The 21197-nt window shown below is 51.1% G+C and carries 22 protein-coding genes; 14 read left to right on the forward strand and 8 right to left on the reverse strand.

Going from position 1 to position 21197, the window contains the following annotated elements; all coding sequences use genetic code 11:
- Positions 1 to 208: 208 nt before the first annotated feature.
- Positions 209 to 385 carry a YHS domain-containing protein gene (locus AC1BI1_RS13335; protein ID WP_476717798.1) on the forward strand — a complete coding sequence of 59 codons (177 nt, stop codon included), beginning with the start codon at positions 209 to 211 and terminating at the stop codon, positions 383 to 385.
- A gap of 156 nt (positions 386 to 541) precedes the next feature.
- Here the strand turns inward: AC1BI1_RS13335 and AC1BI1_RS13340 are convergent, their stop codons facing one another.
- The 3 genes from AC1BI1_RS13340 to AC1BI1_RS13350 all read right to left on the reverse strand — a co-directional run bounded on the left by AC1BI1_RS13340 (position 542) and on the right by AC1BI1_RS13350 (position 3667).
- Positions 542 to 1936 (reverse strand): ATP-binding protein, encoded by a 1395-nt coding sequence (locus tag AC1BI1_RS13340; RefSeq protein ID WP_476717799.1) that lies wholly within the window; start codon positions 1934 to 1936, stop codon positions 542 to 544.
- Positions 1937 to 2196: 260 nt separating this feature from the next.
- Complete coding sequence (locus tag AC1BI1_RS13345) at positions 2197 to 2451, reverse strand: sulfurtransferase TusA family protein (protein ID WP_476717800.1); 255 nt, start codon at positions 2449 to 2451, stop codon at positions 2197 to 2199.
- Complete coding sequence (locus AC1BI1_RS13350) at positions 2438 to 3667, reverse strand: YeeE/YedE thiosulfate transporter family protein (protein WP_476717801.1); 1230 nt, start codon at positions 3665 to 3667, stop codon at positions 2438 to 2440. The genes AC1BI1_RS13345 and AC1BI1_RS13350 overlap by 14 nt, the downstream gene beginning before the upstream one ends.
- A gap of 199 nt (positions 3668 to 3866) precedes the next feature.
- On the opposite strand from AC1BI1_RS13350, the gene AC1BI1_RS13355 reads away from it, so the two are divergent.
- From AC1BI1_RS13355 to AC1BI1_RS13365, 3 genes are all read left to right on the forward strand, one after another.
- Positions 3867 to 4160 (forward strand): autorepressor SdpR family transcription factor, encoded by a 294-nt coding sequence (locus AC1BI1_RS13355; protein WP_476717802.1) that lies wholly within the window; start codon positions 3867 to 3869, stop codon positions 4158 to 4160.
- Between the two features lie 25 nt (positions 4161 to 4185).
- Positions 4186 to 4851 (forward strand): SdpI family protein, encoded by a 666-nt coding sequence (locus AC1BI1_RS13360; protein ID WP_476717803.1) that lies wholly within the window; start codon positions 4186 to 4188, stop codon positions 4849 to 4851.
- Between the two features lie 76 nt (positions 4852 to 4927).
- Entirely contained in the window at positions 4928 to 5380 is a 453-nt protein-coding gene (locus tag AC1BI1_RS13365) for a ferritin-like domain-containing protein (protein WP_476717804.1), read from the forward strand.
- A gap of 41 nt (positions 5381 to 5421) precedes the next feature.
- Here the strand turns inward: AC1BI1_RS13365 and AC1BI1_RS13370 are convergent, their stop codons facing one another.
- Genes AC1BI1_RS13370 through cooS form a run of 3 tightly spaced genes read right to left on the reverse strand, consistent with a single transcriptional unit; the run spans position 5422 to position 9102 of the window.
- Positions 5422 to 6678, reverse strand: coding sequence for an NAD(P)/FAD-dependent oxidoreductase (locus AC1BI1_RS13370; protein WP_476717805.1), 1257 nt, complete (start codon positions 6676 to 6678; stop codon positions 5422 to 5424).
- Positions 6679 to 6698: 20 nt separating this feature from the next.
- Entirely contained in the window at positions 6699 to 7190 is a 492-nt protein-coding gene (locus AC1BI1_RS13375) for a 4Fe-4S dicluster domain-containing protein (protein ID WP_476717806.1), read from the reverse strand.
- A 13-nt stretch (positions 7191 to 7203) separates the two neighbouring features.
- Entirely contained in the window at positions 7204 to 9102 is a 1899-nt protein-coding gene (gene cooS, locus AC1BI1_RS13380; RefSeq protein WP_476717807.1) for an anaerobic carbon-monoxide dehydrogenase catalytic subunit, read from the reverse strand.
- A 205-nt stretch (positions 9103 to 9307) separates the two neighbouring features.
- Between cooS and AC1BI1_RS13385 the strand changes: the two genes are divergently transcribed.
- The 4 genes from AC1BI1_RS13385 to AC1BI1_RS13400 all read left to right on the forward strand — a co-directional run bounded on the left by AC1BI1_RS13385 (position 9308) and on the right by AC1BI1_RS13400 (position 13720).
- Positions 9308 to 10930 (forward strand): DAK2 domain-containing protein, encoded by a 1623-nt coding sequence (locus AC1BI1_RS13385; protein ID WP_476717808.1) that lies wholly within the window; start codon positions 9308 to 9310, stop codon positions 10928 to 10930.
- A 17-nt stretch (positions 10931 to 10947) separates the two neighbouring features.
- Positions 10948 to 11802 carry a DegV family protein gene (locus AC1BI1_RS13390; RefSeq protein WP_476717809.1) on the forward strand — a complete coding sequence of 285 codons (855 nt, stop codon included), beginning with the start codon at positions 10948 to 10950 and terminating at the stop codon, positions 11800 to 11802.
- Between the two features lie 333 nt (positions 11803 to 12135).
- Complete coding sequence (locus AC1BI1_RS13395; protein ID WP_476717810.1) at positions 12136 to 13215, forward strand: hypothetical protein; 1080 nt, start codon at positions 12136 to 12138, stop codon at positions 13213 to 13215.
- A 220-nt stretch (positions 13216 to 13435) separates the two neighbouring features.
- Positions 13436 to 13720 (forward strand): hypothetical protein, encoded by a 285-nt coding sequence (locus AC1BI1_RS13400; RefSeq protein WP_476717811.1) that lies wholly within the window; start codon positions 13436 to 13438, stop codon positions 13718 to 13720.
- Positions 13721 to 13727: 7 nt separating this feature from the next.
- Here the strand turns inward: AC1BI1_RS13400 and AC1BI1_RS13405 are convergent, their stop codons facing one another.
- A complete protein-coding gene (locus tag AC1BI1_RS13405; RefSeq protein ID WP_476717812.1) occupies positions 13728 to 14090 on the reverse strand; it encodes a hypothetical protein in 363 nt (120 codons plus the stop codon).
- 59 nt (positions 14091 to 14149) lie between these two features.
- Between AC1BI1_RS13405 and AC1BI1_RS13410 the strand changes: the two genes are divergently transcribed.
- The 5 genes from AC1BI1_RS13410 (at position 14150) to AC1BI1_RS13430 (ending at position 17918) form a co-directional block, all read left to right on the forward strand.
- Positions 14150 to 14797, forward strand: coding sequence for a hypothetical protein (locus AC1BI1_RS13410; RefSeq protein WP_476717813.1), 648 nt, complete (start codon positions 14150 to 14152; stop codon positions 14795 to 14797).
- Positions 14798 to 15117: 320 nt separating this feature from the next.
- Complete coding sequence (locus AC1BI1_RS13415) at positions 15118 to 15678, forward strand: RNA polymerase sigma factor (protein ID WP_476717814.1); 561 nt, start codon at positions 15118 to 15120, stop codon at positions 15676 to 15678.
- Positions 15679 to 15683: 5 nt separating this feature from the next.
- Positions 15684 to 16181 (forward strand): hypothetical protein, encoded by a 498-nt coding sequence (locus AC1BI1_RS13420; RefSeq protein ID WP_476717815.1) that lies wholly within the window; start codon positions 15684 to 15686, stop codon positions 16179 to 16181.
- Positions 16168 to 16968: a hypothetical protein gene (locus tag AC1BI1_RS13425; protein ID WP_476717816.1), complete on the forward strand. Its 801-nt coding sequence runs from the start codon at positions 16168 to 16170 to the stop codon at positions 16966 to 16968. Before AC1BI1_RS13420 ends, AC1BI1_RS13425 begins: the two co-directional genes overlap by 14 nt.
- The gene (locus tag AC1BI1_RS13430; protein WP_476717817.1) at positions 16929 to 17918 is read left to right on the forward strand and encodes a hypothetical protein; all 990 of its coding nucleotides are present in this window, start codon (positions 16929 to 16931) and stop codon (positions 17916 to 17918) included. The genes AC1BI1_RS13425 and AC1BI1_RS13430 overlap by 40 nt, the downstream gene beginning before the upstream one ends.
- 210 nt (positions 17919 to 18128) lie before the next feature.
- On the opposite strand, the gene AC1BI1_RS13435 is transcribed toward AC1BI1_RS13430, so the two are convergent.
- Positions 18129 to 20114, reverse strand: coding sequence for a stalk domain-containing protein (locus AC1BI1_RS13435; RefSeq protein ID WP_476717818.1), 1986 nt, complete (start codon positions 20112 to 20114; stop codon positions 18129 to 18131).
- A 278-nt stretch (positions 20115 to 20392) separates the two neighbouring features.
- On the opposite strand from AC1BI1_RS13435, the gene AC1BI1_RS13440 reads away from it, so the two are divergent.
- The gene (locus AC1BI1_RS13440; RefSeq protein WP_476717819.1) at positions 20393 to 21154 is read left to right on the forward strand and encodes an IclR family transcriptional regulator; all 762 of its coding nucleotides are present in this window, start codon (positions 20393 to 20395) and stop codon (positions 21152 to 21154) included.
- Positions 21155 to 21197: the final 43 nt, after the last annotated feature.

Genomic DNA, 21197 nt, shown 5'->3' on the forward strand with positions numbered 1-21197 from the left:
AGTAGATGTCATTACTATTTTCGATGTCGATATGCTAATACCTGCTAATTAAAATGAGTTTTTCACAACGCTTCTAGGTGGCTTAATGTTTTTCATGATGCGTTATGGGGGTGGGTGTTGCGGAGGTCACCGGCACAGTGAGCATAACCACAGTAGACGAAGGGGGCATGGCGAACACGGTGATGGTCACCACCAAGCAGACTACCCAATGAGGGATCACGAAAGCAAAATCTCTGCCGGCCAGGCCCAGGACCCTGTTTGTGGAATGATGGTAAACAAGGAAGAGGCTGTTTACAGGATTTACGGCGGACAAGAGTATTACTTTTGCAGTGAGGATTGCGCGCGTATCTTTGAGGAGCGGCGTGAGCGCAGGGCGAACTTATGAGGGAAAGTTGATTCCCTCTGTGAAATAGGTCACAGCTCTTCTTTTGGGAAACCGGCTTCTTTAATAAGAAGAGCTGTGACCTTTTTATTGTGGGTGTGGGCAATAACACAAAGGCCTGCCCCCTAGCCGGGCAGGCTCTAAGGCTTAAACCAGTTCCTATTTGGCTAGCATTCCTCGATTGAGCCTTAACTCGCTATAGAGGTAATCCACAAATTGCTTGGCTGTACGGCCTGAAATTCCATTTTGAAAAAGGACCCATTTAAGGGCTTGCTGGCGCAATTCCTTCTCATCCATGTTGATGCCGCGCTTGGCTGCCAGCTCCTTTACAATGGCCACATACTCCTCCTGGTCGGGACTGTAAAAGATGACGGTCAAGCCGAATCTCTCCGCCAGGGAAAGTTTCTCCTGCAGCGTATCCGCTTGCCATACCTCTCGTGTTCTGCCATCCTGGTGGCCAAGTTCTCTGTCGGAGAAATATTCTTTAACTAAGTGCCGGCGATTGGAAGTAGCATAGACCAGAACATTATCAGGTTTGGCCTGTAAGCTACCTTCCAGCAAGCCTTTGAGTTCTTTGTATTCAATTTCATCTTCCTCAAAGGAAAGATCGTCGAGAAAAATAATAAATTTTTGCGGTTGAGGTGCTATTATTTTTAATATTTCTTGATAATCCCTCAAATAGCGCTTGGGCAGCTCAATTAATCGCAATCCCTGTTCCCCGTAAGCATGGATTAAACCTTTGACAGTGGAAGACTTGCCCGTGCCCCGCGCCCCGTAGAGCAAGACGTTGCTGGCCGGCAGGCCGCGTAAGAATTTTTCCGTATTACGCACCACTTCGGCGCGCTCCCTTTCATAGCCAACGAGATCCTCTAAGCGTATAGGATCGGGAAAAGCGATGCCCTCTAAATACCCCCCTTCTTTCCCCCGCACCCAACGAAAAGCCCAAAATTCGCCAAAAAGGCCGGAGCCGTAAGCAGCATAATGACTGGCTAGGAGTTCCAGGCCTGATCGTTCCCAGTCCGGGAGGGCTGCCAAGTTCCTTTTTAGCTGCTGTCTGGCCTTTTCTGCCGGTCCCAGGGGACGGTGCTGGGTTAGGGGATTAAATTCGGCCCAGTTGGGCAAGGCCTCCTCCCAACCGGTCCGGGCCAATCTAGCTCGGGCCTCTTGATAACTCGCTTCCCCTAAGCCTGCCAGCATACGCAAAATACGTAGGTCCTGCTGTACTGCTTGGACCAGAGCAGGTCCCATGGCGGCGCGGTCTTTTAAGGCAGCCTTGCGGGTAAATACGTTTTCGGTCAGGATAATTTGGTCCACAAGGTAATTCTGCCAGGGATCACCTACCATCTCGCCAGGATAAAGTTCACTTTTTTCAGCCAAGAGAAAGAAAAAATTCTGGCAGGCAGATAAAAGCTTTTCCGGCTCGACTTCTTGTGTGCTCAAGTAGCCTAGTAAATCCAGGAATGCAGCATAAACCGGGTCCTCTAGGATCTCCCGGTAGATAATTAATTGCTTCCCCCGGGCCGAGGCGTAGCCGAACACATCTTTCTTTGCCAACCTTGGTAATCCTCCCGTGTTATTTTCCAGCTTGCTTTCCGTATAAGCCGCCCCTCCCTTTTGAGCCGGAGGGAGTAGTTTAGGAGTTCGCCATGCGGTGGCTATTTTCCTGTAACCCACAAAAATTCCTTTAGTTTTACTTTTTCCCTCCGGAGGGCACTACACTGGGGTACGCTAAGGGCGCAAAAATGGTCCTCCACCTTCATAAATTTCCTTGGGGAAGATTATCATATTTTAGCGGCTAGTCAGGCTGCGCTCGCTTATTTGCTCACTCTAATCAGCCATTCCCCATCGTTGATAGAAGTAACTTTCTGGACGTTACAGCCCTTGCTTTTGACCACTTCCGGCACATCCTTGGTGGCCGCGGGACAATCGACCAGAAGGTCCATAAGGCTTGCCGGCGGCAGCTTTTCCAAAAGCAATTCAACGGCGTATTTAGGATAGGGGCACATCCAGCCTCGCATATCCACCTGGTAGTGGTTCTTATTTATTATTACTGGCTTAAGCTCTTTCATATTTTCCTGCCTCCACCCAAAGTATGAACAAATAGAATACTAGCAGGAAGGTGTAAACAAAAGCCAGGGCACCGCCCCAACCTAGGGCTTCGGGCAAGTAGACCGGCTTACCGTATAGCCATCCTTGGCCTACTTTCTGACCATAAAGGTGCACCCAGGCTCCTGAGGTCAGCATAGCCGTGAAAATGGCTACCCAAGAGCGAGTATAACCCTCGCCGCTACGCACTAAAATCCCCAGGCCGCAACCCCCAGCAAGAACCATTCCAATCCCAAAGATAAAGCCGCCCACAATATTATGCCAGCCGGCCGGGAAAACCATATGCTGAGGTTGGTAGCCCTGGCCCTTGAGAAGGGCAAAACCCAGGGCACCAATAGCCATGCTACTCAAAACCCATTTCATAACCTTACCGTCACGGCTAATCAAGATCTCCCGGAAAGCAGCAACAAAACACAGGCGGGAGCGCTGGACAATTACGCCAAAAAGTACCCCGAACAAGAACAGGCCGGCATTCTTAGGCATTCCCAGAAGATAATAAACTACAGCAATGGCGCATATAGCAAGAAATACCAAGATACCCTGTTTGGGCTGCTGGGATACAGAATGCGATATAGCGGGTTCCCCCTTTAGGGCTTTAGCAAAATCTAATTCCTGCAGGGCCTGGCGTATGTTGTATTGTAGGATTTTACCTCCTACGTAAGCGCCTGGCAGTAGGCCTATAGCCGCCAAAGGACCGCTTAAAGAAAAAGCCATAGTAGCTACCCAAAAGCCACCCACATTGCACGGCGGCATCAGTACCGTCCCCAACCCCATCAAGATACCGCCAAGGGCGCCTAAAAGATAACCTTGCCAGTCTTCTAGCCGGATTTTAAATTCCCGGGCCAGCAAAGAAGCGCCCAGAGCACCGAAAACAATGCCTATATTGAGCAAACTATGCATATCTAAATAAATGGGTTTCACCGGGTAGGGAATAAAGGGACTTTCAGTCTTTATTCCTATCAAGTTATAGAGCCAGCTTCCCCACATGGCCATCTGGGGAAAAACGCCCAAAGCACGGGCATATATGAACATAAATAAGTTGGTGATGGTGAGTGCAAGGGCTCCTGCTCCTAAAGGCCAGGGCTCATGGAATAACCGCAACCAAACCTCCTTTAAAGATTGCTTTAAATAAGCTTTTCTTCTTTTACTCGGAGTAGTTATAGCTGTTTTACTTTCCAAGAAAATTTCCCTCCTTTGCCTATTTATGTTTTACACCATTCGTCGCCGTTTGATAAATTCCTGCTATAGCAAATATTCCTTTTTGGAATACTAATTGCCTACCACACCCATAACCTGTTATGCCCGGTACGTAGCTTGACAAAAGGAATGATTACCTCTAAACTAATAATTAGATAGTTATCGAAATAAGGTGGAGTACATGGGGTTAAACAATATTTTTCGGGCTTTGGGAGATCCTACCCGGCGGGAAATTTTACGCCTGTTAGCCCGAAAGGACTTGACGGCGGGGGAGATTGCGGATCATTTTAACCTCACCAAACCTACTATCTCTCACCACCTGGCAGTGCTGAAGGAGGCCGGGTTAGTTCTGGACGAGCGCCAGGGGCAGTATATTGTATACTCATTAAACACAACCATATTTCAAGATTTATTGAGATGGTTACTGGAGATTACTAGTAATAATGGGAAACGACCAGGAAATGAAGGCATATAAAAACATTTTATAAGGGGGCCTTCCTATGGAGAATTACCGCCTTGATAAAAGGATGCTGGTCCAGGACTGGCCGGCTATATTAGTCTTGCTCATAATGCTGGTGGCCGGTATAGTGATTTACCCCTACCTGCCCGAGAGGGTACCTATTCACTGGAACGCAGCAGGTCAAGTGGATAATTATGGTTCCCGTCCCTTTGGCGCTTTTATGCTCCCCTTCTTTACCACCGGCATTTACGTTTTAATGTTAGTTTTACCCCTGGTTGACCCTCGGCGGGAGAATTATCTCAAATTCCTGGGGGCCTACCGGGTTATTCGCCTAGGCTTAGTCCTATTTATGGCTGTTCTTTATGGCCTTGTCTTAACCTCCGCCCTGGGTTATTACGTGCCTATGGATCGGGTAATGCCTGTTTTGCTAGGTCTCCTGTTTATCCTCATTGGCAATTATCTGCCCCGGGTTAGGTATAATTACTTTGTGGGAATTCGCACCCCCTGGACTCTGGCCAATGAAGCAGTGTGGCGCAAGAGCCACCGGTTTGCCGGTATGGCTTATGTCCTGGCAGGGGTTATTTCTATCCTGGTCGCTTTCCTGGCCCGGGGTACGGTGGCCTTTATAGTCGTAATAACCGCCCTCATTCTGGCTTCTGTTTTAAGCGTTATATACTCCCTGGCTATTTTCCCGCGTAAGAACTAAATCTTTGGTGCCTCCCATAAGAAGTATAAAGCTTTTAATCCTCGCACACTTTATTATTTAGGGGTGCTGTTCTAGCGTGGAGGAAGCTACCCTTATCCGCCATTTGAACTGGTTTTATAGCCTGGAAATAGAACAAGTTGGCCTTTATACCGCCCAGGCCCGGTCGGCAACTGATGTCTACTTGCAAAAGGTACTTACGCGGTTGGCAGCAATTGAACAACAGCATGTGGTAAACCTGGAAGAAGAAATTAAGCGCCGAGGTGCTACTCCTACGCGCCTCGGCGCTATTTTAGGCCCTCTATTAGGCCTGGCTACCGGTACTATCCTCAACTGGACGGATCCCCGGATCCTTCTCAAAGCCAACATTACTTTAGAGGAAAAGGCTATGGCTGATTATAAAAAGCTGATCCTTAAGGTGGGGGAAGAGCGCTTATTTGAACTGCTATGGTCCCACCTCATCGATGAAGATCTGCACGCTGCCTGGTTCAGCCACAAACTGTGCGAGTTAGAACACCAGGGGGTGCATTAGAAAACCCACCCAACAAAAGACCGCTCCTGAAAGGTAGCGGTCTAGCCGAAAATGTGGCCGTAGTTAAAATCATCTCTTAACAGGAGGTGACGGAAGGGCCCCAGATCAGCTTTTTTCTTGATGAGGGCGCCGTAAACTCCTGCCTGGTGGATGGTTCCTACCAAGATCATGCCTACCAGGATATTATCGCGGAGTATCAGCTTTTTGTATCGGTTGCGATCCGGCTGGTAATCCTGTAATACTTCATATTGTTGGTCTTCGGGCGGTTGGGTGAGTCCCATAGCAATAGCTGGGACCTCCCGGAATTCCACTGCATTTTGCATACCTACCATACTACCATAAGGCCGTCTAACACCGGCCATATTATAAGCAGCAATGCGGCCCTGGACGCAAGCGTTGGGCCAGATAGGTGTCAGCGCCATCTGACCAGTTACTACATCTTTTGTTTCAGCTACATCTCCGGCAGCGTAAATATCCGGGATGCTTGTCTCCATAAACTCGTTAACTGGGATACCGCGGTTTATCACCATTCCAGTACCGCGCACTACCTCCACATTGGGCCGGGTGCCGGTAGCAATCACTACCACGTCGGCCTTTAACCTCTCTCCGTCCTCTAGGATTACCCCTTTACCAGGCCGCCCAAAGAGGCGGCTCCATAATCCCGGTGCAGCAATCTCTCTTATACCTTTGCCCAGGATAAACCGGATTCCTTCGGCTTGCATATCCCGCATTAAGATACCTGCAGCCAGAGCATCAAACTGCTGCGGCAAGATATGGGGCATCTTCTCTACTACAGTGACTTCCAGGCCCCGGCCGTAAAGGGCATAAGCCGCTTCCAATCCTACAAAACCCCCGCCTACGATAACTACCTTGCGGGCGTTAGCGCAGGCTCGCAAGATACCCTGAGCATCGGATAAATGCCGTAAGCCAAAAACGTTTTCCCCGTTAACCCCAGGTACCGGGGGAAGTAGGCTGGAAGCACCGGTAGCAATAAGCAGCTTATCGTAAGGAACTGCGGTCCCGTCTTCCAGCTTAACTTCCCTGGACCGGACGTCCACTGCCACTGCCCTTTGGCCGAAAATGGTCTGAATTCGATTCCGGCTGTAAAAGTCCCGCGGGCGAATGCGCAAATCCTCCCCATCCCGAGTGCCGGCCAGGAAATTGGGCAAAAGGCAGCGAGAGTAAGCCGGTAGATTTTCCTCGGCAATCATGATTATCTCCGCTTTAGGGTCGAGAGAGCGGAGGGTCTCGGCTGCCCGCACTCCGGCAGCACTGTTACCAATAATAACGTGGCGCAAAGGTCATCGCCCCCTCTCCTTTAGCCGAGGGCAGCTAAAGCAAGAGTAGCTCTTGCAGCACGTTCCCTGGCAAAGGCATCTACCTCCACAAACTGGAGGGCGTTATTAGGACATGCTTCCACGCAGGCTGGCACTACCCGTCCCTTGCAGCGGTCGCACTTGAGGGCTATTTTCTTGGTCGGGTGCTGGGTAATGGCGCCGTAGGGACAGGCCATAATACACATCCAGCAACCTACGCAGGTCTGCTCGTTTCCTTCATTAGTCACAATCCCTGTCACCGGGTCCTTCTGCATAGCTCCCGTCATACAGGCATCCACACAGGCCGGTTCCTCGCAGTGTCGACACATGAGGGGTACAGCTTTACCTTTAACCGGCAATACCTGTATGCGGGAAGGAACTTTTTCTACCATAGCTCCCAGGATGGTCTGACTGAGGGAATGAGCAGCAGCACAGGCCAGGGTACAGGTCAGGCAGCCGTTACAGCGCTGGACATCAATCATGATTTCTTTCATTTTAAGTCGCCTCCTATAAGCCTAAGGCTTTACGCTTGGCATCTATATGGGCGACCATGGCTTCCACTGCCTTCACGGGATCCTCTTCCACCAGTACCCTACCGCCTAGTAACTGCTCGATGTCCTGGGTTAAAATCTTGGTCACCAGTTCGCTGCCGGTCACAGGTGGTACCGGGCCTATATGGGTTAAGAGCCCGAAGGCCACGGCAAAGATGCCATCGGCCACCGCCTTTTGTTCTAGATACTCCGGTGCCGAAGCTGCCACCGGTAACTGGCTCGGATCTACTCCTAAAGCGCCGGCTATGGCAGTTACCGCGACTCCAATGCGGCCAATGTCCACACAAGAGCCAAAGTTTAACACCGGCGGTATACCTAGCGACTGGCAGACGGCTTTCAGAGAATCCCCGCAGAACTCCGCAGCTGCTGGATCCATGAGCCCTTCAATTTCCGCCGCGCTGCTCATGCAGCCAGCAGAGATAACCAGGACATTGTTTTTGAGGAATTCCCGCATAATTGTAAGCCCTTTAAGGTCATGGCCGTTGCGGTTATTAGTGCAACCGACAACCGCCGCTATCCCGCGGATGGCCCCTTGCTTAACCGCATCGAGCAAGGGATCTAGGCTGCCGCCCAGGGCTTTTAAGATGGTCTCCACGCCGAAGCCGGCCACCACTTTGGCCTTGTAAGGCGGAACATAGATGCTCCGGCCGCGCTTCTTGTAGGCCTCGATGGCCATCTTGACCAGTTGACGAGCCTGTTCGGCCACCTTTTCCGGATCATAGTCCACATGATCCTCTACTCCGGCCATGCGCACAATCCTGTCGACGCTCACCAGCCTGGTATGGAAGTGGTCGGCCACTGTTTTCAGCCCCGGGATAGAACAGTTCATATCCATCATTACCAGGTCTACGGCACCCGTGGCTACATAGTATTCCTGTGCCAGCCAGTTGCTGAGCTGCCCAGCAAAGCCCTGGGCGCTGGTCGCTGAACGCTGCATAAGCTCCTGGCCCGTACACATGGAACCATAAACCTTGATTCCCTTGGCTCCGGCCTGGTGGGCTAGTTCCTGTAGCTCGGGATCTTGGATGGCCTGGAGAACGGCCGTGGCCATTAACGGAACATGGCCGTGGGCTACAATATTCACCGTTTCGGGATCAATAATGCCCAGATCGGCTTCACTCTCTACCAGGGCCGGTGTGCTCAGTAGGATGTCCTGCACCGTGATGGTACCTACCAGCCCCATATAGCCGGTAGCCAGGGCCAGCCGTACCGCCGTCAACAAAAGGTCGACGGGATCAGTATCGATGTTGGTCATGGATTTAGTGAGGGCATCGCGGATTTCTGATAAGACACCACCGGGTATCACCCCCAGCTTCTCCCATACTTCTTTACGGGAAGCGGGCGCGAAAACCTGAAGCAAAGCCAGGGGTTCCTCGCTACCCTTGCGCAGCTCAGCCAGTACTGCATCGGCTAGGGCTACGGCGAGCTCTTCTACAGACTTGTTGGTGTCCAACCTCAAAATCCCGGCTATTTCGCGCAGCTTTGGTTCATCGCCGATTTTGAAGGGAGTTTTGCCCTGGGCCGTGGCTTTCAGGGTTTTAGCGAGCTCTTCCAGGTGATGGCTATAAGCTGCCGCTCCGTGTACGGCCAGTCGAACCAGGTTGCGGGCTACGATGGTATCAGCCGTGGCGCCGCAGATAGCCCGCTCGGCTCGCCGGGTGATACGGCAGGGGCCGTGGCTGCATAGCTGGCAACACACCCCCTGCATACCGAAACCGCACTGGGGCTGTTGAGCTTCCCAGCGGTCAAAAATGGTGGTAATCCCCATCTTTTTGGTACGCTCGTACATCTCATTGGTACTCTTATGGGCGGAATAACAAAATTGGGAAGAAGTGCAGGTGCTGCAGGCGGTCATAGTTCTAACCCCCTCAAGATAGTCGATTTTTATTTTAATATACCAGGCTGACCTCGGCATTGCTGTGATGGTTTTCTTCTTCCTCCAGTGATCTGCATCACACCTTGATGTTTGAAGTATAAAGGGCCTCTGGCTTAGAGCAGGAAAAAGTTCTTGGATGTCGAATGTAGCATAAAGCTTTATACATAGGAATGGAGGACAGATCTTGAATTATTATTTTTTTGACGGACGCGACTTGAAGGCTATGCTGGTGGGGGCCGCCAACCGTCTGGCTACCGCCCGGGCCGAAATAGATTCTTTGAACGTATTTCCTGTTCCCGATGGGGATACTGGTACCAATATGTACTTAACCCTTTTAAGCGGGGTTAAAGAAATGCAAGGCCTTGATAGCTCGGTCCTGGGAGCTGTGGCTGATGCCGCTGCCAGGGGTTGTCTTTTGGGAGCCAGAGGAAACTCGGGTGTAATTTTATCTCAAATAATGCGGGGCTTTGCCGACGCTTTGTCAGATAAAGAGCGGGCAGGAGCTCATGACCTGGCCCGGGCCTTTGCTCTCGGTGCCGAATATGCTTATCGCGCCGTGGCCAACCCGGTGGAGGGTACCATCCTCACGGTTTGCCGGGCCATAAGCCAGGCCGCGTCGGAAGCGGCGGCAAAGACCAGGGATTTGCCGCGGGTCATCGTCTACGCTTGCCGGCAGGCCCAGCAGGCCCTGGAGCGCACGCCTGATCTCTTGCCGGTTTTAAAAGAGGCAGGAGTGGTGGACGCGGGCGGTAAAGGGCTGGTTGTAATCTTAGAGGGCATTATCCAGGCTTTGAAGGACTTAGCGGTTAGAAAGGATATTCAACTTTTTGATTTGGCCGTCTCCCAACAAAAGCAATTTGCTCCTCTGCGAAGGACGGTACTGCCGGCGGAAATAGAATTTACCTATTGCACCGAATTTGTACTGGTAGGCTCTAATATCCCCCTGCAAACCTTAAAATCTGAGCTGGCCCCTTATGGAGACTGCCTCTTGGTAGTGGGGGACCAGAAGACAGCCAAGATTCATATCCATTCTAACCACCCGGGACTGGTGCTGGAATGCGGCCTCAAGTACGGGGCTTTACACTCGGTAGAGATAAATAATATGGAAGAGCAGCACCTGGAGTGGAAACTGTCCCGCAGTGAGGAGAGAGAGCCTATAGGGATCGTGGCCGTAGGGCCGGGCGAGGGCCTTAACGCTATATTAGAGAGCCTAGGGGCAAGCAAAGTAGTGGACGGCGGGCCAACCATGAATCCCAGCGCCCAGGACCTGGCCACCGCTATAGCCAATGTAGAGGCCGACTGGGTTATTGTTCTACCTAATAATAGCAATGTACTCCTGGCATCCGAACAGGCCGTTAAAATATCAAACCGGCCTGCGCGGGTAGTACCCTCTGTAACTATACCCCAAGGTATTGCTGCCCTTATGTCTTTTAACCCTTATGCCAGTCTGGAGGAAAACCTCGCTAAAATGACAGAGGCCATGACCAAAGTTAAAACCGGAGAAGTAACCCGGGCGGCCAGAAATTCCCAGGTAAACGGCCGGGAAATCTGCGCAGGAGATTATCTGGGCCTGGTGGAAGGGCAGGTGGTTACCTGCGGGCCTGCTCTGGCCCAAGTGGTGCAAGAAGTATTGGAGCAGATGATAGGTGATAAATCCAGCCTGGTAACCTTATATTTTGGCGGTGGTCTTTCCACTTCCGAAGCCGAAGGCTTAACGGAGGTTATGCGGCAACGCTTCCCGGAAGTGGATTTTGAACTCTATTACGGCGGGCAGCCCTTATATCAATTTGTTATTTCCGCGGAGTGAAGGGGGTTAAGCAAACGGTGGGTAAAATTAAAATTGTTACCGACAGTACGGCCGACCTACCCCGGGAGCTAATAGAGAAGTACGGCATTACTGTAGTCCCCTTAAAAGTAATGTTCGGGCAAGAAATTTACCGGGATGGGGTGGATCTTACCTCCAGGCAATTCTATGAGAAGTTCCGCACTTCTCATGACTTACCCACTACCTCTCAGCCCTCCCCCCAGGAATTTGTAGAGGCCTACCGGCCTTTAATCGAAGAAGGGGCCAGTATCATCTCCATCCATATTTCGGCGTCCTTAAGCGGTACTTTACAGTCGGCCAGGCTGGCTAAAACTATGCTGGGTTATGAGGAACTGGAAATAATCGATTCCCGGTTAGTAAGTTTGGCCCTGGGTTTAGTTGTACTGGCAGCGGCCCAAAAGGCTGCTGCAGGTTGTACCAAAGAAGAGGTGTTGCGAACAGCCAGCCAGGTTATGGACAATATACAAGCATACTTTTTGGTAGACACTCTGGAATACTTGCAGCGCGGCGGGCGCATTGGAAAGGCCCAGGCTTTTTTAGGAAGCTTGCTCAATGTAAAACCCATTTGTATGTTAAAGGAAGGCATTATATATCCTTACGAGAAAGCTCGGGGTAAGGCCAGAGCCATGGAGCGGCTGGTGGAGATCGTGGCAGAAAAATTCCCGGTCGACTGTCCCCTGTGGTGCGCCCTCGTACACGGCGATGACCCCGAGGGGATGGCGCAACTGCGGGAAAAATTGCAAAACAAGATTGCTTGCAGCCACATGCTCATCGGAGAAATTGGGCCTGTGGTGGGTACCCATGCCGGTCCGGGTTTGTTGGGAATTATAGTTTGTCCTGCTCTGCTGCTTTAACCCTCAGCCCGCATCATCATGGGCGGAGCGCAGCAAAGGAAGCCTCACGCTGGGTAAGGATTGATATTTTAGATTTAGAAGGCCGGTTAACCCGGCCTTAAATCAAAGTTTAGCGACTATATATAGGGGTGAACTAGAACATCCTGTACGCAGTACACAGCAGTGTCCACATCACCTTCGAGGAAGTTTGGAGCTACAAGAGTTAACTTCATCAAAAAGAACGACTATCTTTCCATGTTCTGGGGAATGAGGAGAAATGATAAAAGCTTTTTTAAGGGCTGGAGTGACAATGCCTAGGAGTTGCCAGAACCACAAAAATATTGGGGGAGAAAAATGGATTACAAAAAGAAGTCAGGTTTAATTATTATCTTATTGATTGCATGTGTTACTTCAGTGACACTAATTGGATACGCCTCTTCATTCATGGTAGATAAATTATTGACTAATAATGTTCCTACAAATCCCAAACCAAGTGATAGCCTAAATACAGTATTTTTTTCGCCTGACAACAGATATGTAGTAGAACTCAAGGCGCAACCCGAGTTTTTCGTTGACGGAAGTATTGTGTATGACGTTTATTTAAAAGCCTCTGAAGGAAACCAGAAAGAAATTCCGGAAAAAATTTTTATGGCCTCCCCGGCAGAGGCAGAAGCGAAAGATTATGTAGTATGGCTTAGTCAAGATGAATTCATTATAAATGGAGAGAAGGTAATTCAAATTTCTGGTGAAGTCGAGGCCCTTCGTCCTTTATGGGGAGAACTAAGATACGCTTCTTCTTTTAAAGTCTCTCCTGATAAAACCAAATTGGCGCTGACAGGTAAGGATAGCAACAATAACAGAGTTATAAAACTCATAGATCTAGAGACCCGCAAAGTTATTGCCACTCAAATCCACCCCTTTAAAGAGCCGGTAAACACTGGCCCCCTGACCAACCGGATAGCATGGGGGTTAACAGACAACGTCTACTATGATGTAGATGTTGAAGGCAAGCATCGAGTGTTTCAATTACGTAGCGGTGTTCTACACCTTCTTTTCGAAGATGCCAAGCTTATTAACACTTCCCTTGATGGGAGATACCTAGCCTTAATTAAAGGATTAACAGGGGAAAAACCCCTCACCCTCATCTACGATCTACAAGGCAACAACGTTAGAGGAGAAATTTCCCAGGCCAAACGTATTTTTTGGCTTACAGAGCAAGAATTTATTGCCGTTGACCTGCCAGGCACGAGCTCTCAAGCAGAGGTATATACGATTAATGACCAAAAGCTGTTGAAGCGTGACACTTTTAACCTGCCGGGTGGTATTTTAACAGGAGCCAAATTAGAGCAAGGTATGGTATGGTTGGACCTTGTTTCCACAAGCGAAGATGGTAAAGTACGAATGTTCCAGGAAAGACGCACCTGGAAGCTATAAGAATAGCCGTCTCAATATACGAAATACGAATACTGGGCTCAGAGATCGCAACGCTGCTCTTTTATTTACTTTTATTTATTGGAGCAATACCTGGGCTCACGATAGATATTGCGCAGCCTCTCTTTTTGGTTTGCTACAATTTCTAGCAAACACAATTATGCAAGGAGTCTTTTGTTCATATAGCGAACTAATTCTTGAAATCATATGGGAGGGGTATCCATTGTATTATAGCAAAGAAGAACTCGAAAGAATAAGGAAACGAGGTGAGGAACTACTAAAAAAGCAAGAGGAAGAGACCAGGGGCTATAAATATCAATCGGAAAACGGTGTTCAAGTTATCTGTGTTCATTGCAAACACGAATTTTTTCATAAGGGAAATGCCCTATTAAACACTAGAGGATTGACGTTTTTTGGTCTAGATTGGTTAAATGAATCTGCCACCACGCTAATTTGTAGCCGTTGCGGGTATATTCACTGGTTCGGTAAAGAAGTAAAACAAATATAATAGAAATTTATTTACAAATCAAGGGCAATACCATACTCGCCTGAGGTCTCGGTCTTTCATCCTTATTTACCAATAAAAAAGTAGAGGCTCCCGTTGGCGTCAAAACCCAGAGGGGTACCAGGTATTTTCTTTCTTTGCCGCTATCGATTTCCCCAAGCTTGGTTACCCATTCTGACTGCTCGAACTCCTTAAACAGCAAATACCGTCCATCATAACTCCCGCCTGCAACACTCTGAAAGTTGTGGCCAAGTAGCCTAAGTTTTAGATCTCCGGCAGCAGTCAGTATCTTAACCCCGTCCACCTTGCCTACTGCCGGGTATTCGCCTCGGGGAGACCAGAACACGTTGAGAGCGCGGTCCGCCAGCAGCAATTTCTTCCCTGTTTTTAGTAATATGACATATTATTAGGTAAATAAAGGTAGGTGGTATGATGAACAGAAGCAAATATATCATGTTTATATTCTTAAGTCTATTTTCCCTCGTCTGTCTATTAGCGGTAATTGAATTAGCCCTCAAGAAACAAAAGGGCGAGACAATCGAAACTAGGGATATGTGGATTTCCTGGTTTAGGCAAGCCCTCCAGAAACAAAAGGTCGAGACAATCCAGGCGGTAGCAGAGGGAACAATTACGACTGAAAACCTTACCCTTCTTGAAAGAATGTATGAGGACGTAGATAGTGACGGCAAGGATGAAAGCATCGAACTGTATACCTCAGCCCAAAGGGGTCCGGATGGCTTCATGGAGTGGGATGATGGTCAACGATGGCTTTTACTTGTAAGAAAGGAAGGGGAAATATTTCCCCTGTTTAATGATTATGTGCAGTTGGGACAAATAGAATTCTGGATAGGTATCTTTAACAAATCTCGCATTATTAGCCCTGACACTGTGGATTTAGAAAGGCATATTTATGTGATGCATACTCGCTATATTCAATTGGCTGACTATTACTGGGATCAAAAGAAACGTTGTTTTAATAAAAAAATTGTTTTCGACCCTTCTCATTGGTGGGATGCGAGATCTTCATTTAGATATAATTGTTACGACCCTGATTTAATTAAACAACCCCACCCTGATTGAGCCTGTAAAACATGTCCTGGACGACCATACAATACACTCCGACTGCCGGGGTTGGAGCAACGTTATAAAAGCAACCCCATCCTTATCACTATATTTACTTGGCTTGTATAAGCCCTTTGAGATAGGCCTTCAACTGTGTAAAGATGTCTGATAAGCTGGTATTGATCCACTCGAATCACTTCTCCTTCACCTCCTGTCTCCTGAAGTCTAGACACCTCCAGGATACAGGAAATTGTGATCGGGTGGATTACTTTTTTAAAGGTCCTATCTAACGCAGGGTTGGTTTAACTCTCCACGTCTATATATAATGGGGATGGCTAATGGGGAAAGGGGGGTTGGGCGATCTGGAAAAAGAGTTGATCCAGCGGGCCGCGGCAGGAGACGACTATGCCTTCACCCAAATAGTAGAACGCTTTAGCCCTTTCCTCTTGGCCGTGATACTGCCGGTGGTGCGGGACCCGGTAACGGCAGAAGACATTTTACAGGAAACTTTTGTGCAGGTTTACCGTTATCTTTCTAGCTATGGCGGCGGCAGCTTCAAGCGCTGGCTGGCCCGCATCGCCGTCAACAAAGCCATTGACTGGAAACGCCGGCACCAACGCCGGCCGGAAACCCTAGTAGAGGATCTGGGGCGGATAGACTCGTTTTCCATCTCCTACCCTTCGCCGGAAGAAGCATTAGTCCACGAAGAATCCCTGACTTATTTGCTGAACTTGAGCGACGAGCTCCCGGAAAAATACCGGCGCACCTTAATCGGGTTTTACCTGGAAGGGAAAGATTACCGGACCTTAGCTGCGGAAGCAGGTGTAACCATTAAAACGGTGGAATCGCGTTTGTACCGGGCTCGAAAAATGCTACAGGAGAAATGGAAGGGGAGATAACCGGTATGGCGCACTATTCCCGTAGGGAATGGCTTTTGTATAAAGATGGGCTGCTGCCGGAGAAGGTGCGAGAAGCCATGGAAGGACACCTGCGTTTTTGCGAGAAATGCTTGGATGCCTACCTTTCCGCCTTTGAGCGGCAGGACGAGGTGCAAGCCGCAGCCGTCCTTTCTCCAGACTTCTCGGCCAGGGTGGCCCGCCGTTTGGCCTCCCTTTCCAGCCGTCCCTCTTCCCGCACCGTCTCCGACACCGCTCCGCTGACCAGGTCCCTTCTGTACTACACTATAGCGGCCGCCATTACTCTTCTCCTTCTGGCCGGAGGGTGGTTCGATCTCCTGGCCCAAGGAGCTGCGCGCAGCCCGGAAAAGATAACCCTCTTGACCCAGAATATTGAAGAGAAAATGCCCACCGGTTGGTCCGAACGCTTGGTAGATAGGGCTACGGGAGCACTGGCTGCGATCATCAATATAAAGGAGGGAGCCGAGGCAAATGGGAAAAAGTAAGTTTATCACCTTCATACTATCTGCCTTCCCCGGCCTGGGGCACCTTTACCTGGGGCTCATGAACCGGGGCCTGGTTTTCATGGCGGCCTTCCTGGGCTGGACCGCTCTGGTCCTGCTGGGCGCCATTATGTCAGGTAATTTCATGGTATTGCTGGTGCTACTGCCCATCATCGGTCTCTACAGTTTATTCGATGCCCTGCATTTATGCGGCCGGATGCAGGCCGGCGAAACAATTCCGGATGTTTCCCCTCTGGTCGAATTGGGGAAGAGCTTGGCCAATGGATATAAGAGCAAGCTTGCGGCCTTGCTTTTCAGTATTATACCGGGGGCCGGGCACATGTATCTGGGGTGGCAGCAGCGGGGGCTGGGCTTTATGGCCATCTTCTTCCTGAATCTGTTTCTCATGGACTGGGTTCACTTAAGCCTTTTCTTCTTCATGCTGCCTCTGATCTGGTTTTACAGCTTCTTCGATGCCTTGAAGCTGGCGTCCTCAGACACCAGGACGGCTCCTGAAGGGGAAGAGACCCTATTTTCCTGGCTGGCGGAAAGGCAGCGGTGGGTGGGCTTCGGCCTAATTGCCCTGGGCGTCCTGATACTCTTCGAGCGCCTGGTCGCCCCCTATTTGACTTACCGGATCGTAAGTATGATCAAGACCGGCTTCGTTGCCGCCCTACTTATCGGCGGCGGCGTAAGGCTGGCTTGGGGAAGTAAAATTGCGGTGCAAAACAGTAAGATGGAGGATGTAGAATGCAAGGACAAGGGAAAGCCGTGCGGCAGTGGCGAGTAGGCTCCTTTTCTATGGCCTTGGTGCTCATTCTGCTGGGGGTAGCGCTCCTGGGGTGGCGCAGAGACCCAACCGCCGTTCCCCGACTGGTTCTCAACTGGTGGCCGTTAGCCCTTGTTTTGCTCGGGCTGGAGGTCCTCCTGGCGGGGTACTTTGGCCGGCAGGAGGTGCCCCGGATAAAGTATGATTTTCCGGCCATTATCCTGGTCTTTCTCGCCGGGTGCGTCAGCCTCGGGCTTTATGGGCTGACTGCCAGCGGCCTGGCCGATAGATTAACCCGGGTACTGGCCGTCACCAGCTTTACGGTGGAGCTCCCGGAAGCAAGGCTGGCGGTTCCGGAAGGTGTGCGGAAGATAGTAGTCCAAGGCCAGGGTGGTGGGTGGCAGAACCTGCAGATCCGCGCCGGCCGTTCAGGCGGCCAGGTAGCTTTCTTTGGCCTGGCGCGGGTTGCTGCCGCTTCGGAGGAGGAGGCCAGGGAGCAGGCCGGCAAGGCCGGCCTGCACACTTATCAGGCGGGAGACACCCTTTTCCTGCAACTGGGGGAGGTGCCGTCCCTTAGGAACTGGGGCCCTGCTTCGTATATAACGACTAGCACCCTGGTACTTCCCAGCGATGTGGAAGTAGAGGTGACCGGGCGGAGCGGGTCTGCCCTGGCTCTAGCTATAGATGAGTTAGAAGCCAGTTGGTCCATTAACAACTCGGGTCCCATACAGGTGACTCTCAGTCCCAACGCTCGGGTCCAAATTGAAGCCCGTGGCGCCAAGTTGGAGGGAAATGTTCCCTGGGAAATCCAGAAGGGGTCGGAGGCAGGGTCTCCGCCGTCACCCGCGCGGGGAACCGGGGTAGCCCCGGTAGGCATGGAGCCGGAGGTCCTGGGCCGGGTTGCGGTGGGCAAAGGCGGACCATTGCTCAAGCTTTCCTCCAGCAGCATAATTTCGGTTGATAGGCGGTAAATATTAACGGCCCCATGGAACAGCATTCTTAAGTATTCAACATAACTGGGCAGCGGCGCGAAGGGCTGGTCCCGGCCAGTTCGTTAGCCAGGGTATTGCCCCGATTCCCGCAAACGTAGCGGAATGAGCAAAGAAGGGGAGGCGGCTTGGCTTTGGCCGAGGACCAAACCAGATAGCAACTGTCTGCTGGCGGTATGAACAACCCTGGAGTTACTGTTCCCCCACTCCCCCAGCAAGTCTCACCGACTGAACCTGCAAAAGCGGACTCCGCATGTAAATGTTGGGCTCATGGGAAAGGGTCCCTTCTAAGGTCACCCTCTGCCCCAGGTACTTCTCCAACTCGGCAGCCACCTGGGGGTTAGCCGGGATAATCACCAGGATGCCCTGGCGGTCCGTCTCCAGCTCCAGGTGGCGGCCTTCGATAAAGCTTTCTATCAGCTTGCCGGTAAACGACAAGGGTTCCGCCTCCCCTGTTTGCCGCAAATGATAAATGCTCACCCACGCTGGATAGTAATTGCCGTAGTAGCCAGGCGAGCCGGTTATGTTGCGCACCAGTTCCTCCGCTGACCCCCCGGTTAAAGGTTGGCGGCTGAGGGAGCCACTGAGGGCGCTGTTAAGGCGCAGGAAATAGAGCTCCCGGCCATAAAGGGAAGGGGAGGAGTAGTAATCAGCTTGGTCAGGCGAACTGCTGGTAAGGGGTTTAGCTTGACCGTCCCCTGTTGCCAGCCAGATGCGCTGATCGCTCACCCAAACCCCTGGATGCCGCTTATCCCAGGTGGTAGTGGCCAAGCCCCGGCAGAAAAGGAGCCCTTCTTGAGGCTCTGGCAACCAATGGGGCTGGCTGTCCACCGTCCCGGGCTGTCCGTAGGAGGTAATCCGACCCTCCGGCAGGGTTACTACTGCTAGGTGTTTATTGTAAGTCGCTTCCCGGCCGCTCCCCTGGATAAAGGCCAATTTGTTGCCGTCCGGGGACCAGGCCAACCACTGGCGATAAGGTAGGCAGGTGCCCAGGTTCAGAGGCTTCTGCGGATTTTCCAGGTCCAGAACCTCCAGGGGCACGCCGTCGGTGGAGAGGGAAGCGGCATTATAGCGGAGATAATAGGCCAGGTAGCGGCCGTTGGGGGACCACTTCAGACCCACTGCGTGGCTGAAGTAAACCTCTCCTAGAGGGTTACCGATTTCCGTTCCCTTTATCAGGTTGCTGCGCTCCCCTCTCAGGGTCAGGCGGTCAATCCTCCAGGGCTCTTCTGCTGTGCGCCTAAGGGAAATAGCCAGGCTCTGACCGTCAGGGGCCCAGGCCCAATCTTCCACCGGCAAGCTATGGTCGGGAAGGAGAAGCTTCACCTGTACCCCCTTCTCGGTTACAGTGGCCAGCTTAAGATTCCCATCCAGGGCGTAATCAGCGCCGGGAGCCTGGGTGCTGTAGGCCAAGATGTTCTCCCGGGGAGACCACTGGGGCTCCCCTACGACCGGCCGCGGGTCTACTTGAACAGCGCCGCTACCGTCGTACTTCACTACCCAGAGATAAGGCTTGCTCTTCCAGGGCTCTGGCGTCTCCCGCTGCAGGTAAGCCAACCACAGGCCATCAGGAGACCAGCCCAGTATCTGCACGGAGCCGTCTTTCGTCACCTGGACCGGTTGGGCACCGGCCTGGCTGCCGTCCAGGAGCCAGAGGTTGTTGTTGGCAGTGAAGGCCACCCGTGCCGGGAAAGCCCCCCAGTATACCCTTTCCGGCGGGGCGATTAAATTTGCGGTCTGGGTCCTGTCATCCCAGCTCACTGCCAGCCCCAGGACCTGGGCTAAGAAGCGCAAAGGCACCATAGTCCGACCGTTCTTCAATATTACGGGCGAAGGCAGGGTAACTTTCTCCCCGTCTACCATAGCCTCGCTGCTCCCTATCTGGAAACGAAGGGTAGCTTTTGGAGAGGTGACCAGCACCATTTGCTTCTTCTCGTCCCAGCTCACCTCCGCTCCCACGGCCCGGGCCAAGTCCCTTAGTAGAACCAGGAGATGACCGTCCCGGTAAAAAGATGGGGGTGTCTCCCAGGTGATCTCCTGGCCGTTCAAGAAAACCTTGACCTCCCCTTCTACGCCTATCCCTTCCGGTTTCTCGGAGTCAGTTGTAGCCAGGGCTGCCGTGGCCACGGCTAAGACTATTAAAACCGAACCCAGAACTGCCAACCATTTTTTAACCACCGCATCCCACTCCCCCTAAATTTCTTAAGGAAGTATTCTCCAGAAGTACCTCCAAATCCTTTTATAAATTTATTATACTTAGCTCTTGTAGAGAATCACCGTATAGCTCACCAGCCCCCTGACCTCAAAAAGACGCTACTGCTGAAACTGTGTTTTACCAGAAAAATTCCCGGTCGGGCAGGAATTTTTAAAAGGATGTAGAATTGTTAATATAGGACAACGATGTTGGTTATTATGCAACCAATTTAACCCATAAGTTTTTCTCAAGGTGACCTAATGTGCGAGAAGGCATCCAATCTGTTCAACGGGCCCTGTATATTTTAGACCGCCTGGCTAATTCAAAAAACGGTGCTGGTGCTTCGGAAATAGCCAGAGAATTGGGCGTTAACCGTAGCACGGTATTCAGGTTAATGGAAACGTTGATGCAGGAAGGCTACGTTAGACAGGACACGAGGACCAAACGTTATTACCTCACTATGAAAGTCTTTTCCTTGGGAAGCAGGCTCCTAGACCAGATGGACATTCGGACCTCTGCCCGAGGAGTGCTGGAGGCCTTGCAGAAAGAGACGGGTCATACCATTCATCTTGGGTTGCGCGATCTAAATGAGGTAGTCTATATCGATAAAATTTCGGGCACTAACCCTATCCAGATGTACTCGATGATTGGCAGACGGGCGCCGCTTTATTGTACGGGCGTAGGAAAAGCCATCCTGGCCTTTCTAAAGGATGCTGAAATTGAAGCCTTCTTGCAAGAGGTAAAACTGGTCAGATTTACCCCCAATACCATAACCGAACCCGAGGGCTTATGGGAAGAGATTAAGCGCATTCGCAGCCAGGGCTATGCCCTGGACCTGGAAGAGCATGAAGTTGGCATACGCTGTGTGGCGGCTCCCGTTTTTGATTATAATCAAGAAGTCATAGGCAGTATCAGCGTGGCTGCAGTAGTAATTACCTTGGGAGAGAAACGTATTGAAGATTATGCAGGATTAGTTATAAAGGCGGCTAAAACGGTAAGCGAAACATTGGGTGCTCGCATCTAAGGGGTCTCCCTTGGCGATGCTCCCGGGTGCCGGGAAGGGATGA

It is taken from the genome of Thermanaeromonas sp. DSM 22490 (assembly GCF_056378755.1).

What these genes read in the sequence shown, in the direction of transcription:
- AC1BI1_RS13430 (WP_476717817.1), top strand. Translation starts at nt 16,929, where the DNA reads ATGCAAGGACAAGGGAAAGCCGTGCGGCAGTGGCGAGTAGGCTCCTTT.
- AC1BI1_RS13420 (WP_476717815.1), top strand. Translation starts at nt 15,684, where the DNA reads ATGGCGCACTATTCCCGTAGGGAATGGCTTTTGTATAAAGATGGGCTG.
- AC1BI1_RS13375 (WP_476717806.1), bottom strand. Translation starts at nt 7,190, where the DNA reads ATGAAAGAAATCATGATTGATGTCCAGCGCTGTAACGGCTGCCTGACC.
- AC1BI1_RS13395 (WP_476717810.1), top strand. Translation starts at nt 12,136, where the DNA reads ATGGATTACAAAAAGAAGTCAGGTTTAATTATTATCTTATTGATTGCA.
- AC1BI1_RS13345 (WP_476717800.1), bottom strand. Translation starts at nt 2,451, where the DNA reads ATGAAAGAGCTTAAGCCAGTAATAATAAATAAGAACCACTACCAGGTG.
- AC1BI1_RS13360 (WP_476717803.1), top strand. Translation starts at nt 4,186, where the DNA reads ATGGAGAATTACCGCCTTGATAAAAGGATGCTGGTCCAGGACTGGCCG.
- AC1BI1_RS13425 (WP_476717816.1), top strand. Translation starts at nt 16,168, where the DNA reads ATGGGAAAAAGTAAGTTTATCACCTTCATACTATCTGCCTTCCCCGGC.
- AC1BI1_RS13355 (WP_476717802.1), top strand. Translation starts at nt 3,867, where the DNA reads ATGGGGTTAAACAATATTTTTCGGGCTTTGGGAGATCCTACCCGGCGG.
- cooS (WP_476717807.1), bottom strand. Translation starts at nt 9,102, where the DNA reads ATGACCGCCTGCAGCACCTGCACTTCTTCCCAATTTTGTTATTCCGCC.
- AC1BI1_RS13415 (WP_476717814.1), top strand. Translation starts at nt 15,118, where the DNA reads ATGGGGAAAGGGGGGTTGGGCGATCTGGAAAAAGAGTTGATCCAGCGG.
- AC1BI1_RS13410 (WP_476717813.1), top strand. Translation starts at nt 14,150, where the DNA reads ATGAACAGAAGCAAATATATCATGTTTATATTCTTAAGTCTATTTTCC.
- AC1BI1_RS13335 (WP_476717798.1), top strand. Translation starts at nt 209, where the DNA reads ATGAGGGATCACGAAAGCAAAATCTCTGCCGGCCAGGCCCAGGACCCT.